Raw genomic sequence first — 15021 nt, forward strand, 5'->3', positions numbered from 1 at the left:
TATAGTGTACTATGTGTCTCTAGCGATGTTCAATGGCTAAGGTTATTCTTCCCATGATGTGTGTTGAGGTGGAGAGTGCTTTGAGTGGTGGCCATACATCATGATGGTCGGCATATGTCGTTACGTATTGGAGCAATGATATGAGTCTCAGTGGTCTTTCTCCCGTTGGTCAGTTTATCTATGCTCAGAAAAACGAGCTTTCGTCGGCGCAAACCTATTTCAAAGAAAATAGAACGCTCCAGCGTAACGTTGATACGTTCCAGAAAAATGCCCCCAACATCACAACGACCAAACAGCTTATGGGGGACTATGCGTCCAACCAAGTTGTGCTTGGGGCGTATAATCTAAGCTCTATGGCGAACCAGACGGCATTGGAGCGTGATCTTCTGTCTCAAGACCCGGCGGATAAAACATCTGTTGCGGGGAAGTCTGGCAATGCAAGTTGGCTTTCTTTCGCTGATGCATTTTCTACCCTTGGTAAGGGGAAGGGCACAGCTGATGCGACGCCTTTTACCAGTGAGTCGGTCGATTTGACGACAAAGGCTTATCAGCTTCAGCAATATGAAACGAGTGATTCTCTGCAGAAGAATGGCGTGGGGGATGCGCTGTATTTCTCACGCAAAATGCAGGGTGGGAAGATTAAAACTGTTGACCAGCTGATGTCTGATAAAACCTTGTTAAAAGTTGCTGAGGTTGTCAGCGGTTATGAGCCAGACCAGTTCGGTGCGCTCGACTTCTCTCAGCAGAAGCGTATCATCACGAACAAGGTTGACCTCTCCAAACTGCAGACGCCGGATCAGATCAATCGCTATGCGCAGCGTTACTTGGCGCAACTTCAGATCCATCCTGAATATAACAAACAGGACAAACCTGCGACGATGATGGATCTGTTTGGTGGCAGCGATGATGGTGATAGCGTGCTTTCGCTCTTTGGCGATACGTCCGGTAACAGTGATTATGGCTCTCAGCTCGCCAGTCTTTTTTAAAAGAGGTCTCCCGTCGAGCCGTTAAAGAATGGTATGGGCCCAAGCAAGGGCCTTTTAACGGATCGATTGTAAAGGAAGAGTTCAGGTGCAGACTCCCCCCACGTCCCCTTCTCCTTCGCTGGAAGAGGTTAAGCACGCTGTGCAGGCAGCACGGGAGGAGGCGGCTGCCTATAGTGGTCGTGCTCAAGAGGCGTGGCGCTCCATGTCTTCTTTGATAGCGCCGTCCCGTGAGAGCGTACCTATTGGTGTGTTAGAAGGGGAAGTGTTGGATATTTCCGGGCTTTCTGCTTCTGTCAGCGGGATGCGGGACTTCACGGGTATTGGGGATCGTGTCGTCATTAAGGCCCTTGATGGTCGCGATATTATGGCTGAGGTCGTTGCCTTTAAGCAGCATTGCGCGATTGTGATGCCCTACGGGTCGATGGAAGGTATCGGTGCGGGCTGCAAGGTATCGTTCTCACTTTATGACCGCCAGCAACGCCAGAAGTTATCCGGCGGTGTGTTGCAGGTTAATGCGTCTTGGGTGGGGCGGGTTATAGACCCAACAGGCCGACCGATAGACGGGAAAGGGTCTCTTTTGCCGGGTGGAGAGGTGCAAAAGCTGCATGCATCGCCACCAGAAGCGGCGACAAGGGCGCGCCTTGGCCCACGGATTGACCTTGGTGTTAAAGCGATGAATCTCTTCACAACATGCCGTGAGGGGCAACGATTAGGGCTTTTTGCAGGGTCTGGTGTGGGGAAGTCCACCCTCTTGGGCATGCTGGTACGCAGTACCGAGTGCGATGTAGCGGTGATCTCACTGGTCGGGGAACGAGGCCGTGAGGTGCGTGAGTTCATCGAGGATGATCTGGGCCCAGACGGTATGGCGAAGTCTGTCGTGGTGGTGGCAACGTCGGATACGTCGGCACTTATGCGGCGAGAGGCGGCTTATTCGGCCTTGGCTGCTGCGGAGTATTTTCGCGACCAAGGGAAGTCTGTGCTGCTTCTGATGGATAGTGTGACGCGTTTTTGCCAAGCTTTGCGCGAGATTGGTCTTTCTGCAGGGGAACCTCCTGCGACGCGCGGGTATCCTCCTAGCGTTTTTTCAACATTGCCACGTTTGCTAGAGCGCGCGGGGCCGGGGCCTTTGCAAAAAAATGGCCAAGCTGGGCAGATCACGGCTGTGTTCTCCGTTCTTGTGGAGGGAGATGACCAAAATGAGCCCGTGGCCGATGCGGTGCGCGGCATTTTAGATGGTCATATCGTTATGGCGCGTGATATCGCGGAAGCTGGACGTTATCCTGCGATTGATGTGCTCAAATCTTTATCGCGTTCTGTGCCGGGATGTTTATCTTCTGATGAGAATGCGCTTGTTCAAAAGGCGCGGCGTATTCTGGCCACATGGGGTGATGTCAAAGATCTGGTGCGTTTAGGGGCGTATAAACAGGGAGCAGACCCCAGTGCTGATGAGGCTGTGCAGCTTGGGCCTGCGATTGAGCAGCTTATCACCCAGCGAAAAGGGGAAACGATGGGTTTGGAAGATTGCTTCCAGGCGTTAAAGCATGTGCTGGAAACTGGCGAGAGTGGCGAGGTTGTGCCGCAGGCTTCATAAGCGAGGAGAATAGACCGTGAGTGCTGCACGTTTGAAGGCCCTTCATTCACTCGAAAAGCTGCAAGACTTAGAAGCCGATGAAGCGAGAGCCCATCTTGCGCGATGCGTGCAGGATGAGGAGCTTATTGAAGCGGCTATTGAACGGATTGAAAAAGACATTGTGTCTAATAAGCTTTTCGCTTTTGAGGGAGAAAGCGATGAAAATCGAAAATTGGACTTACAACGCTCTTATAGAGAGTGGCTCCCGCTAGCGCGTCGGCAGATTGAAGAGAAAAATAACGCCCTACAAGAAGCGCATCGTCACACAGAAATGGCGCGTGAAGCGATGGTGAAAACCAATACCGCGCTTGAGGCGACAGGAAAATTGATAAAAGAGATCAATGCAGAACTCGACATGGAACGCCAACGCAAAGAACAAGCGGATATTGATGATATTGCGCGTACAACCTTCATTCGACGGCATTTGGAGCAGACGTTTTTTTGATTTTTTACCTCTCTGCGCCTAAAGGTATTTAATAGAGCGAGCAGAGATAATATCTTAAGGTTTCGATGTGAGCTCTTGAGAAAGCGCTCTATGACCGGTATCGAGGGCGTGATGCTCATTAAGCAGATGGTTGCGCGTCCCTACCATCAATTTTTACAACAGCTTTAGCCAAGGAACGTCATGGAACAGACAGTCAATACGCCTCCGGGCAAGATACTTCTTGCTACTCCATGCTTTGGCGGTATGGTCACGACGGAGTATATGCTTTCCGTTATTGGATATGCGTCGGGTGGGCAAAGTATTCCCATGACGATTATGCATATTGGTGATGATGCGATGATCACGCGTGCACGGAATACATTACTCGCGAATTTTTTCTTTAAATCAGATTGTACGCATATTCTTTTTGTTGATGCCGATATTGGTTTTCATGCGGATGCCCCAACTCGGCTCTTTGAATCAGGCAAGGACGTAGTCGGGGGGCTTTACCCGTTGCGTGACCGTTTTTGGGACGCCAAAACCAAAGAGAACATCCTTGCTGGGGAACGGCAGCAGACAGCGTCTTTGCGCTATGTGGGTGAAACAGCCCAAATGCATACGAGCCTAGAAAAGGGCCCGCTTGTAGAAAGTAACTATGCGGGAACCGGTTTTCTTATGGTGAGCCGGAAAGCTGTGGAACGCATGATCAAAGCGTATCCAGAAACGGAGTATAAGCGTATTGATGCGCCTAATGATGGCAGTGGTATTCGGAGTTTTGCCCTGTTTGATGGGAGTATTGACCCTGAAACAGGCACGTATTTAAGCGAGGACTACACGTTCTGTAAGCGTTGGCGTGATATAGGGGGTGAGGTCTGGCTGGATACTTCGCTCGAGTTGACCCATGCCGGGCGTGCGTCCTTTACGGGGACGCCTTCGGTTCGTCTTGGCATTGCTCATAACCGCCTGAAGACTTAATGGCCCTCGGGGCAATGTGCCAGAGACTGTTGATGGAACGATACCGCAAATATGGCTGATAAAAACAACTCCCCAATCATTATCAAGCGGGAAGAAGGGGGTGGGGGTGGCCATCATGGTGGTGCATGGAAGGTCGCTTATGCGGACTTTATGACGGCAATGATGGCGTTCTTTTTGCTGATGTGGCTTCTGAATGTGACGACTGATGAACAACGGCGCGGGATTGCGCTGTTCTTCAATCCGATGGCTGATAAGTCCGGTACAGCCAGTTTTGCACAGTCGATTCAGAAAACCTCTCCGGTATCGTCGCCATCCTCTGCCGTGAAGGATTCCGATCATGAGCCGAATGATGAGCAAGGCAAGGAAGAGAGCAAGGCAGAGGGGAAAGAAGAGACCAAAGCGACGGAGCATGAACAACATGGTGTAGAGAACTCAACCTCTATGGGGATGAGTATTTTACCGTCGGCGACGAACAGTTTTTCCCAAGGGATTAAAGCTGATGTCCCACCACAGCCTCCCGCAGTCATCCCTTTAGGCGGCCCGCAAAGTGGAGCGTCGCAGAAAGAGGGACAAGTGGGGCAGGGAAATGCAGACCGTGTTGAGCAAACGGCCGATGAAAATCGTAAGCTGCAAGAGATGGTTCAACAGCTGCAAGAAGAAGTGAAGAAAAACGATTCTCTTACTGACCATCAAAAGAATCTATCGTTTAAGGTGGGGTCAGACGAAATCCGTATTGAGATGCAGGATACTGAGCATCAGTCTATGTTTAATACGGGAGCCATTGCACCTAATAAAGCCGGCGTAGCGATGCTGACAGAGATCGCGAAATGGCTTTCTACATTGCCTGAAAATATTTCTATTATTGGCAAAACGGATGGGGTTCCCTATCATACGCGTAAATCTGCAAGCAATGGAGCCTTATCAAACTGGACATTATCAGCTATGCGCGCTGATAAAGCTCGGGAAGTGCTCGTGCGAGCAGGCTACCCAGACCGTAAGATTGAAAGTGTTACGGGGCAAGCCGATAGGAATTTAACGGTGCCATCACAGCCTGAAGCGGCGGAAAACCGCAGGATTGTTTTGGTTATTCATCGGCGTTATCCGCTGCCGGCCTCCTTTGCGTCAGCATCTCCACAGCCAAGCGGTGATGGAGCGACACAGGGTGCTGCGCATAAATGATTGACGGTGCATAACGCGGTTGTGCACTAATGAGAGTGAGCGCTTGAGCGCGTGCTTTGAAAGGGATGGTATCGAGATGCTGTTTATCGGTGGCCTTGTTTTTGCGCTTTTATGTGTTTTTGGCTCCTTTGCAGCATCAGGGGGGGCCTTGGCTCCCTTGTTTGCGTCAATGCCATTTGAGTTGTTAACCATTCTTGGGGCAGCTATTGGCGTTTTCATCATGTCCAATAGTATTGCAGCGTTAAAAGAGCTCCCTAAGAACCTGAAGCTTGTTCTAAAAGGAACACGCTATAGTAAACAAAACTATCTTGATCTTCTGGCTTTACTCTATCGTCTTTTACGGCAAGCTAATACCAAGGGGATGGTTTCGCTCGAGAATGACTTTGAAACCCCTATGGAAAGCACTATCTTTGCGGAAACCCCAACGGTTCAAAATGACGCGCATACGCGTGATCTGATTTGTGACTATTTGCGTCTTATCAGTATGAATTTGGATGAAGGCTATCAACTTGATGAGGTGATGACCCGTGAGTTGAAGAAGCGTTTGCATGAAGAGCTTCATATGGCTGAAAGCTTGCAAAGCCTTTCCGATGCACTTCCTGCTCTGGGAATTGTTGCGGCCGTGTTGGGGGTGATCAAAACCATGGCTGCCATTAGCAAGCCACCTGCTGTGCTGGGTGAGATGATTGGTGGCGCCCTTGTGGGAACTTTCTTGGGTGTGTTGCTTGCCTATGGTGTGGTGGCTCCGCTTTCAGCAAAGATGAAAACAGTGGTCACAACGGATAGTAAGTATTATGATATCATCCGAACAGTGTTGGTGGCTTTTGTACAGGGACAGCCACCGCAGGTTTGTGTTGAGCTAGGCCGTAAGGAAATCCCAGAAGAATTTATGCCTGGCTTTTCCGAAGTGGATGCAATGGTTGCAGATCTTACGCGCTAAGACTTCTGAGAGGGTAGTCATGGGACGTCAGAGTGATGGTTATGCCAAGAAGGACTTGGTACAATGATCTCGATCTCTCTTCTTAAGGCGGTCGGTCGTCGCGAGGGGGCACCTGTGGTCGAGGGACGTGGCCGAAAAGGGCTCCCCTCAGCAACAACTGTAACCCCACCGACGAAATCGACCTTTTCGGTGCTCTTAGATGAGTATAAGCGTCAGGCTCGAGAGGGGGCTGACCGCGTCAATGCGTCGCAGCAGCACGAGACGTCCTCAAAACCCAAGGTTGTATCTTCGTCGCAAGACTCGAAGCAGGATAAAGCCCAAGACGCAGATCAGTCAGATGGCATGTCTGCAAGCGTGAAGGACGCTTCTGCTGCTCAGCAAGAAGCACATGATACAGCAGAGATACAGAATACGCCGAAGAAAGAAGAAAAAGCCTCTTCCACATCGGACAAAGATACTACAGCCAAAAAAGCTGAAGATGGCGACGATGCGCAAAGCGACCAAGCATGGGGGCTTTTATCCTCCATACTCAATCAGCCTGAGATGGCGCAGATGCTGCAAGCACGTTCGTCTCAAGATGGAGAGGCCGGGTTGTCGGCAAAGACGTCAATGCAGGCGGGGGGCAAGATGGAGCTTCCTGATGCGATGGGAAAAGCACCTCAGCAACCTATGGAGGGAGATAAAGCCCTTGCATCTATGGTGAAAATAGCATCGTCGCCAGAAGAGCAAAAAGGCACGGGGGCGTCTGCGGTTTCTACCGCGACTATGGCAGCAGGATCTCAGTCAGTTTCAGCAGCAGCGCAGGCACAATCACCCAATGATGCTCATCCTATAGCAGCTTCGTCGCCTTCTGTGATGCAAGCTGGCAGTGTTTCTTCTGTTGCTCTGCCTGGGAATGTGCAGATTTCTGATATTTCGGTGACACGGGGGCCCTCCTCTGCTTCGTCAGAACACTCGGACGCAGCACACCATCAAGAGATGAGTGTGGATGGGGAGTCATACCTCAATGTGAAGGCAGAAACGCTCTATACAACGCCATCTACTCAAGCCTCTGCTACGGCCGAACAAAATCTTGCTAAGTCGTCGGACACGATGCGCCAAGGCAGTGAGAATGGGGCCGCGGAGAAAGGGGATCAGGAAGGGCTGGGACTTGCAACGATTGATACAGCACGCTCAAATCCTGTTAATGCGTTGCAAAATGCGCCATCTCAAGGGGCCTTGTCTGATGATGGAGGGCATGGGGGTCAAAATAATCAGGACAGTCTTTTAGCGTCTGGTGGGGCAGAGCAAGAGGGGCAGGCTAAGGCGGATAGTGCGTCGTCTTCAGGAATATCGACAACCTTCCAAACGATGATAAATGCAGGGAATGCCCATCATAGCGGGGACGTGACGGCCCAAAAGGCTGATACGGCAGGTTTAGCAACCCGTGCTGATGAAGGAGATACGGGGGCTGATACGCATTCATCGATTGCCGCTTTAGCACAGAAGCAGGTGTCTCATTCGTCGTCTAAGCTTGAGATGACGGTAAAAACGGCGGATGCGGCGTCTGTTCGGGTGCAGGTGACGCGTTTGCCCGATGGCGTGGCGGAGGTTGCGCTTCAGGGAGCGGATGACGCGACGACGAAAGCGTTGACCAAAAGCCATCATGAACTTCTTGAGCAGCTTAATGCTGCGGGAATTCACTCAACTTCTGTGAAAATTGAGGTGCTCCCGGCTGAATTAGGTGGTATGAACGGTGATCAAGCTCAAGATCATTTGGGACAGAATCCTTCTTTTGGTGGCCAGTTTGGCCAAGGGGGAGGCGCCTCACAAGAAGGGCAACGCCAGAATTATGACGGTGTGAGCTCTGTTTTAGCATCCAGAGATGAGGATGTTGGGCCTGTTGCGGAGGCTGAAAACATCGCGTCTCATCGTAGAACGTTACCCGCTGCGTCGAGCAGTAGTTTGAACATTTCGGTCTGACCTGAAGGGGAAGTATCCATGCCAGTGTCCGTTTCATCAGCTATAAGTTCGCTGAAGCAAGCGACGGATTATGCCGCGAGCTCAGGGGCTTCAACGCTTTCAACAAGCAATAGTGGTTCGACGTCGGCTTCCGGTGCATCCAATCAGGCATCGGGGGCTTTTGCCTCTATGGCAGGGAATGAGAATAATTTTCTCAAACTGTTAACGACGCAGCTACAGCACCAAGACCCGACGAGCCCGATGAAGAATGATCAGCTCGCTTCGCAGCTTGCTCAGTTCTCCGCTGTGGAACAGCAGGTGCAGACGAATAAAAATCTGAGTGCGTTGATTTCTCTTAATGAGAGTTCTCAGCTCACTCAGAATCGTTCAATGGTGGGGCAAACGGCTTCAGCTCAGACCTCGACACTTCCTCTTCAGTCCGGTGCTGCTTCTCTGTCTGTCGGGAATACATCACCTGGTCAGATTATCGGGATTTCAGTCGCGAATGCCGCAGGGCAAGTGGTCAAGAGTGATGTATTGGAAAGCTCTGGTGGCAGCAATGCATGGCGCTGGGATGGTAAGAGTAATGACGGCACGCAGCTCTCTGACGGGCCTTACAGTGTCTCGGTCAAAACGGTTGATGGCAATGGGACAACGACGGATGTTCCATTCTCTGTCAATGGTAAGATCACAGGGATTACCAAGGGTGATTCTGGCGTGAGTGTTCAGATGGGGGGTGCTGTTATCCCGATGTCGAATGTACAGTCTATTTCTTCGTAAGAAGGCGTATAGAGCGTTGTGAAGGAGGGATCATAGACGATGTATCAGAATGATGGGATGAGGGCGTATCGGAATACGGTGAGTGCGTCTTTGTCTGACCGAGAGGCCGATGCGATGTGTTTCCGTAAGCTCATTACGGAATTAAAATTGGCAGAACATACGGACGATATCTTGGTACGCAACGAAGCTATTTCCAAGAATCAGCGTCTTTGGTCGCTTATTCAAAAAGCAAACGCTGTTGATCTGTCTGTTGTGGACAATGAGGATCGGCTTCTATTTTTACGGATGGCAGATGCAGCCCAGAAATACGGAATTAAAGCGCTTCTCTATCCCGAAAGACCGATTGGCCCTTTGATTGATATTGCGCAGAATGTTCTAGATGGATTGACGCAGACGATGACCGATGAGGGAGCCGGAACTCCCTAACCGGTTGTTGTGTTGTGTGATCGTTCGATAAAAGCCCGCTTTCTTTTTTGAGAGAGCGGGCTTTTTTTTATGCGCTATGAGGGTCCGTAAAAAAGGATGGGATCGGAGAAGATTGTGCCAGTTTTTGGTCAATCACGGCGCATGCTGAAAGAGCTTCTGCGATAGTGCGATCCATATCAAGATAACGATATGTCCCTAACCGTCCGAGAAAAGATACGCCTTCTGTTGTTTCTGCTTGGTTCAGATAGCGCTCCAAGCGTGACATTTCTGTTGTCAGGCGGATGGGATAGTAAGGTGCATCTTCTGGGGTAGCTAAGCGACTATATTCGCGGAAGCATGTCGTTTTCTTGAGGTGAGCGGCCTCCCATGGTGCGAAATGCTTATGTTCTGAAATACGCGTGTAGGGCACGTCTTCATCACAGTAATTCATGACGGCCGTTCCCTGATAATCTCCATCCGCATCGAAGCGCTCAAAGTCTAATGTGCGGTAGCCAAGGCGTCCATGGCAATACTTGAAGTACCGATCAATCGGGCCTGTGTAAAAGACGTGATCATAAGTTTCTGCAGCCGTGAGAGCCTCAAATTCTGTATTGAGGTGGAGATGAATATTCGGATGATCAAGAATATTCTCAATAAGGGCCGTATATCCCTCTTTAGGAATTCCCTGATAGGGATGATTGAAGTAATTATCGTCATAGTTAAAACGCACAGGTAAGCGCTTGAGAATAGATGCGGGCAATGAAGTTGGGTCTACGCCCCATTGTTTGAGTGTGTAGCCGCGGAAAAAGGCTTGGTAGAGTTCCGGGCCAATCATGGAAAGAGCTTGTTCCTCAAAGTTTTGAGGGTTTTTGATAGATGCGTCGGATTTTTCTTTAAGAAATTCTTGGGCCTCTTCAGGTCTTAATGTTTTCCCAAAGAACTGATTAATCGTGAAGAGGTTGATGGGCAGAGAATATACACGACCACCAGAAATGGCTTTGACGCGGTTAATATAAGGCTGAAAAGTAGCGAATTTCTGTACATATTCCCATACATGTTGATGGGCTGTATGGAAAATATGAGGCCCGTAGTGATGAAGCATCACATGTGTATCGGGGTCACGCGATGTATGGCAATTGCCACCTATATGGGAGCGTTCTTCAGCGAGGGTGACAGTATGGCCTTGCTTTGCAAGGTGCCGAGCAATGACGGCTCCACTAAAACCCGCGCCGACAATACAAAATTTCATAAAACCCCAACACTTTATATTGTATGAAGAGGAAGCTATTTCCTCTTTTCTTTAAAGAGGAAACTTACTGCCCTGTGCAAACATTATCAACACAGGAGCGGCTGGGAGGCGCTGATGGATAAGCAGTGCCTGGAGAGGATACATAAGGGACACCTCCACCATAATAGTCATTACTATAATAAGAATCGCCGTAATAATATGGTTGTTGAGGAGGTGGCGGAGGGGGAGGTGGTGGCGCATAGCCCGGGTTCGGGGCTGCACCATACGGATTAGGCCCGTATGGTGTACCATAGTAAGGCCCTTGAGGGCCTGGTGCTGCCGGAGGAGGGGGAGGCGGTGGTGGCCCAATAGGCCCCCTATTGGGTGGTGGAGGCGGAGGGAAATAAGGTCGCTCCCCATGAAAGGATACTTGGGCTTGCCCAATTGTAGGAAGCAGGCAGAGGCTAGCAAGCGAGACCAAGCGGATTACACGATATGGAGACAAAAGAGGAGACACCATAAACATTTACCTCGCTCGGTCTGTAGGTAGAAAAGGAAGATATTTATGTGATTATACCAACAGGTAAGGAAATATCTCCCTTTTTGTGTCATGTGAGGCGTTCCCCAAAAGGAAGACCTCACATTATGGATGAATTACTGCTTCATCGCGATGGTTGATTGCAGCATTTGATCTGCTGTTGTGACGGTTTTTGTATTGGCCGTATAGGCTTCTTGAGCCACGATGAGTGCAGACAAATCACCGGTCAGATCTGTTGTGGATGACTCAGTATAGCCAACAGCGAGTGACCCGGTACCATTAGTACCAACAACACCTGTTTGTGGTGTGCCAGAGTCAGATGTTGCGAGATAGGCCTGACCATCAACAGCACGTAGTCCGTTGAAGTTGTTAAAGTTCGTCAGAGAAACCTTACCGATAAGTTGCGAGTAACCGTTATCAAATTGCGCCATGATAGAGCCGTCACTTTGAATGCTTGGTCCAGTATAGGTTCCACTCACCACACTATCATTTGTCAAAGCACTTGTATCCGCATTGAGGGTTGGGCTCGTTGTTAACGACCCACCACTCATATCTAACGTGTAATTTTGACCTTTGATGGAGGCAGTAATGGCTGTTTTTGCGGCTGAAGGGTCACCGCCATCGACTGTTTTCATCGTGCCATCAGGATTAAAGACGACTGTATGACTTGCCCCCTGAACGGAAGATGAAGAGGATGAATCATAAGGATTTACAGCCTGCACCGTCCATGTTGGTGGTGACGCTGAGCTCTGTGTCCATTTCGCAGCGACCTGCGTGCCGTTCACCTCCATCGGGGTTGTCATGTAACTCTGATTACTGCCCGTGGCTGTGCCGAGGAGTGTTTTGCCCATAGTCAATGTGGTGCCAGATGCGCTGAGGGGGGCAGCTTGGCTTGTGGTGGACGGTATAGCATTAGGGGCCACCATAGTCGTCCCTGTCTTCCCACCGATCGTGCCCAAAAGAAAATTCATGTGTTGTGAATCATTCTGAGCATATTTTGCGCTAATAGGGATGCTGACTGTGGAGCCCGGTGTACTCGAGCCTACTTGCTGATTTGTGGATTTATCAACGACAGAAGCAAGGTTTCCAGAATTATCAAATGTGACTTGATAGTCGTTTGGTGCGATCGTGCCTGTTCCATCAGCATCATAAACGGACATGTCCCAAACGAGAGGGTTTGTTGAGCTTTCCTGCCATTGTGTCGCAATCTTGTGAGGATTGGACGAGGAATCATATGTCGTCGTCGTTGGAGAGGTATAGCTTTGCGGAGTATAATTCGTGCTTTGTGCGGGGAGTTTTCCGATCTCCGCATTCATCTTTAATGTCGTCGTCGTCGTTGGCTTAAAGCCGATATTAGCGACATTGACTTGCGAGAGTTGGTTACTTAGAGCCCCCGTATTGTCCACCATGTACCCATTGAGGTAATATCCGGACGTATTCACGAGATAGCCTTTTTTATCCTGATAAAAATCGCCGTTTCGTGTGTAATATTGCTGTGCTTGGAAGGAAGTGGTGTTTGATGCCGATGAGCTCACCCCAGATGGTTTGGAAACCGTAAACATTCCGGCACCAGAGACGTGCATCGCCAAGCTATTTGTGCTTTTCGTGGCTGTTCCGGAGTTATCAACATGCTGCACAGTGACAGCTTGGACGGTATTTGACTCCGCCTGAGAAGCAGAATTCAGTCGCAGATTGCCAGAAACGTAATCGGCGAAAGCAGTTGTGCTTGCTTTATAACCAACAGTTTGGCTGTTTGCGATGTTGTTACTCAGGTTTGTGAAGGCGTCTGCCTGGGCGTTAATGCCACTGACAGCCGTGGTGAGTGCATTAAAAACACCAGCCATATGATAAGAGTCCCTGCTGTTGAGGCGTGCCGCGTCAATTTCACGCTGTTTCGGTTATTTTACGCGAGCAAGAAAACGGGTGCAACGGAATAATGAGAGAGGATACCGCGTACTCATGCTTCTCTCTATCGGTGAGCCACTCTCATACGTTCTTTCAAGATAAAGATTATTAATCAACAGTGCAATGGATAAACATGCTGTTTCTAACGCCCTCCAACACGTGCGCCGGGGGTTTTGAGTTTAACAACATAGGCAATAATAGCAGCGACTGGCTTCCAAAATTCTTCTGGGATCTCAGTATCTAAGGGTAGTGTGTGGAGAGCGCGGGCCAAGGGTGGATTTGAAACAACGGGGACTTTTGCACCACGGGCTGTATCGCGAATGCGGAAGGCGAGCTCATCGACGCCTTTGGCTACAATTTTGGGAGCAGAACCTGCATTCTGGTCGTAATAAATCGCTACAGCATAATGGGTCGGGTTGGTAACAACAACGGTGGATTCTTTCACAGAGCTCATCATGCGTCGCCTGGAGCGGCTGGTACGAATTTGCCGAATTTTTGCTTTGATTTGCGGGTCACCATCCGTTTGCTTCGTTTCATCTTTGATGTCTTGGAAGCTCATTTTTAGTTTGGAAAAACGATGGTAACGTGACCATAATTCGTCCATTACAGTAATGATGCACTGAACGATAATAACGAGAAGGGTTGCGTAGAGAAACCAGTTCTTGAGCTCCGACATAAGGTGCGGGGGAGCCCAACGCTCAGTTTGGGGAGCGATACGGAGTGTTTCACAGGCGACGATGTATAAAATAAGCCCAAAAACAGCGAATTTTGCAAGTGTTTTGAGCATTTCGATCAGATTGTTAAGCCCAAAAACGCGTTTGATTCCTTTTATAGGAGACAAGCGGCTAGGGTCGGGCTTGAGTGCTTGCGGGCGGAAAAGAAAGCGTGTTTGTAGCAGCCCGCAAGCAAGAACAGCACAAGCCCCTGTAATCATAATAGGAAGTGCAAGTTGAAGGCCGCCTCTCGCGGCTTGTTGCATGACGGTGTAGAGGATAGCTGGGTCGCTTGATAAAAGACCGATATTGGTGAAAATGCCTTTCATCGTCGTCAGAAAGACAGAGGCAGATTTGACGATTGTGAGTGAGAATACCAAGACAAATGTGCCCAAGGAAACCAGCAAAAGAAGCTCTTTAGATTGAGCAACATTACCTTCTTCGCGTGCTTTTTCGAGCCGCTTATCTGTCGGATCTTGTGACTTTTCGCCACCGCCTCCACCGCCTTCTTCAGCCATATGCTCCTACCATTGTGCTTTATGGATGAGGGGGAAAGCCGATGCCTGGGAGATTGGATAAAATCCCCTGAACACGTTCGGTCCATGTCCCGCTGATGACTTGAATAAGCATAGCCAGCAGAAGGATGCCACCAATAATTTGGGCTGGAATAACCGTAGAATACACCTGAATAGACGGCATAAGGCGGTTAAGAACCCCTAACATTGCAGGCCATAAGGCCCCGATGAGAATAAAAGGTGCGGCGAGCTGCATGGAAATTTGCATAGTTTCAGACGCCGTGCGTATGACGCTGACAGTCATATCACCCATAAGAAGGCTCGTGATATGCCCAGCTGGGAAAAGACTGTAAGAACCCGATATGGCGTGTAAGGGGAGGGCGTAGAGCCCGGTAGTCATCAATATGACCGGGATGAGAGAGTTCGCCATATGGCTTATTGCTGTGCTCGACGCGCCTAATTGGGGGTCAGGCTGGATGATGCTGGTCATCCCTGTAAAGACAGAGATAATTTGAGCGGAAATCGTGAGCGATAGAGCAATAAGACGTGCTAACGTGCCGATGAAGAAGCCGCAGAGAAGTTCTTCCCCCACGATAAGCAGCGCCATAGCCGGCATACGGAGTGCTTCACCAGAAACGGCGGTAAGGCGGTCTTGAATAACGGGAAGAAGGGCAATGGTAACGGCGAGGGCGATCCCTGCTCGGATCCGTGTGGGAATGGTGGTTTCCCCAAGAGCGGGGGCGGCGATGATAACTGCGCTGACACGGCATAAAATAATGACAAAGGTGCCAGCGAGAATGGCGATTGACCCATTGGGGTCCCCGATATTGGGTGAGCCAAAGAAGCCAGCCAGTCCATTCAC

Annotated in this window: 14 protein-coding genes; 9 read left to right on the forward strand and 5 right to left on the reverse strand. The window is 49.9% G+C overall.

Features of this window, described 5'->3' with window-relative positions; genetic code table 11:
* The first annotated feature begins 140 nt into the window (after positions 1-140).
* From F457_RS0109630 to F457_RS12815, 9 genes are all read left to right on the forward strand, one after another.
* On the forward strand, positions 141-986 hold the full coding sequence (locus F457_RS0109630; protein WP_018980935.1) for a DUF1217 domain-containing protein: 846 nt from the start codon (positions 141-143) through the stop codon (positions 984-986).
* A 202-nt stretch (positions 987-1188) separates the two neighbouring features.
* On the forward strand, positions 1189-2577 hold the full coding sequence (gene fliI, locus F457_RS0109635) for a flagellar protein export ATPase FliI (protein WP_051081344.1): 1389 nt from the start codon (positions 1189-1191) through the stop codon (positions 2575-2577).
* A 16-nt stretch (positions 2578-2593) separates the two neighbouring features.
* Positions 2594-3061, forward strand: coding sequence for a flagellar FliJ family protein (locus F457_RS0109640; protein WP_018980937.1), 468 nt, complete (start codon positions 2594-2596; stop codon positions 3059-3061).
* Positions 3062-3241: 180 nt separating this feature from the next.
* On the forward strand, positions 3242-4015 hold the full coding sequence (locus F457_RS0109645; protein ID WP_026294337.1) for a hypothetical protein: 774 nt from the start codon (positions 3242-3244) through the stop codon (positions 4013-4015).
* Positions 4016-4066: 51 nt separating this feature from the next.
* The gene (locus F457_RS13970; protein WP_018980939.1) at positions 4067-5194 is read left to right on the forward strand and encodes a flagellar motor protein MotB; all 1128 of its coding nucleotides are present in this window, start codon (positions 4067-4069) and stop codon (positions 5192-5194) included.
* 76 nt (positions 5195-5270) lie between these two features.
* Positions 5271-6134, forward strand: a complete 864-nt coding sequence (gene motA, locus F457_RS0109655; protein WP_018980940.1) for a flagellar motor stator protein MotA — start codon at positions 5271-5273, stop codon at positions 6132-6134.
* Between the two features lie 63 nt (positions 6135-6197).
* Positions 6198-8096: a hypothetical protein gene (locus F457_RS0109660; RefSeq protein ID WP_018980941.1), complete on the forward strand. Its 1899-nt coding sequence runs from the start codon at positions 6198-6200 to the stop codon at positions 8094-8096.
* An 18-nt stretch (positions 8097-8114) separates the two neighbouring features.
* Positions 8115-8855, forward strand: a complete 741-nt coding sequence (locus F457_RS0109665; protein WP_018980942.1) for a flagellar hook assembly protein FlgD — start codon at positions 8115-8117, stop codon at positions 8853-8855.
* Positions 8856-8894: 39 nt separating this feature from the next.
* A complete protein-coding gene (locus F457_RS12815) occupies positions 8895-9281 on the forward strand; it encodes a flagellar biosynthesis regulator FlaF (protein ID WP_018980943.1) in 387 nt (128 codons plus the stop codon).
* Between the two features lie 67 nt (positions 9282-9348).
* Here the strand turns inward: F457_RS12815 and glf are convergent, their stop codons facing one another.
* From glf to F457_RS0109695, 5 genes are all read right to left on the reverse strand, one after another.
* The gene (gene glf / locus F457_RS0109675; protein WP_018980944.1) at positions 9349-10509 is read right to left on the reverse strand and encodes a UDP-galactopyranose mutase; all 1161 of its coding nucleotides are present in this window, start codon (positions 10507-10509) and stop codon (positions 9349-9351) included.
* Between the two features lie 64 nt (positions 10510-10573).
* Entirely contained in the window at positions 10574-11008 is a 435-nt protein-coding gene (locus F457_RS0109680; protein ID WP_156809423.1) for a hypothetical protein, read from the reverse strand.
* Positions 11009-11142: 134 nt separating this feature from the next.
* A complete protein-coding gene (locus F457_RS0109685) occupies positions 11143-12870 on the reverse strand; it encodes a flagellar hook-basal body complex protein (protein WP_018980946.1) in 1728 nt (575 codons plus the stop codon).
* A gap of 203 nt (positions 12871-13073) precedes the next feature.
* Positions 13074-14162 (reverse strand): EscU/YscU/HrcU family type III secretion system export apparatus switch protein, encoded by a 1089-nt coding sequence (locus F457_RS0109690; RefSeq protein ID WP_018980947.1) that lies wholly within the window; start codon positions 14160-14162, stop codon positions 13074-13076.
* Positions 14163-14181: 19 nt separating this feature from the next.
* Positions 14182-15021, reverse strand: a complete 840-nt coding sequence (locus F457_RS0109695) for a flagellar biosynthetic protein FliR (RefSeq protein WP_245539144.1) — start codon at positions 15019-15021, stop codon at positions 14182-14184.

Origin of the sequence: Saccharibacter floricola DSM 15669 (genome assembly GCF_000378165.1) — a bacterium.
GTDB classification, from domain to species: domain Bacteria; phylum Pseudomonadota; class Alphaproteobacteria; order Acetobacterales; family Acetobacteraceae; genus Saccharibacter; species Saccharibacter floricola.

Excerpts from the sequence above, each read along its gene's own strand:
- F457_RS0109630 (WP_018980935.1), top strand. The coding sequence starts at position 141 with ATGAGTCTCAGTGGTCTTTCTCCCGTTGGTCAGTTTATCTATGCTCAG.
- fliI (WP_051081344.1), top strand. The coding sequence starts at position 1,189 with ATGTCTTCTTTGATAGCGCCGTCCCGTGAGAGCGTACCTATTGGTGTG.
- F457_RS0109645 (WP_026294337.1), top strand. The coding sequence starts at position 3,242 with ATGGAACAGACAGTCAATACGCCTCCGGGCAAGATACTTCTTGCTACT.
- F457_RS13970 (WP_018980939.1), top strand. The coding sequence starts at position 4,067 with ATGGCTGATAAAAACAACTCCCCAATCATTATCAAGCGGGAAGAAGGG.
- motA (WP_018980940.1), top strand. The coding sequence starts at position 5,271 with ATGCTGTTTATCGGTGGCCTTGTTTTTGCGCTTTTATGTGTTTTTGGC.
- F457_RS0109660 (WP_018980941.1), top strand. The coding sequence starts at position 6,198 with ATGATCTCGATCTCTCTTCTTAAGGCGGTCGGTCGTCGCGAGGGGGCA.
- F457_RS0109665 (WP_018980942.1), top strand. The coding sequence starts at position 8,115 with ATGCCAGTGTCCGTTTCATCAGCTATAAGTTCGCTGAAGCAAGCGACG.
- F457_RS12815 (WP_018980943.1), top strand. The coding sequence starts at position 8,895 with ATGTATCAGAATGATGGGATGAGGGCGTATCGGAATACGGTGAGTGCG.
- glf (WP_018980944.1), bottom strand. The coding sequence starts at position 10,509 with ATGAAATTTTGTATTGTCGGCGCGGGTTTTAGTGGAGCCGTCATTGCT.
- F457_RS0109680 (WP_156809423.1), bottom strand. The coding sequence starts at position 11,008 with ATGGTGTCTCCTCTTTTGTCTCCATATCGTGTAATCCGCTTGGTCTCG.
- F457_RS0109685 (WP_018980946.1), bottom strand. The coding sequence starts at position 12,870 with ATGGCTGGTGTTTTTAATGCACTCACCACGGCTGTCAGTGGCATTAAC.
- F457_RS0109690 (WP_018980947.1), bottom strand. The coding sequence starts at position 14,162 with ATGGCTGAAGAAGGCGGTGGAGGCGGTGGCGAAAAGTCACAAGATCCG.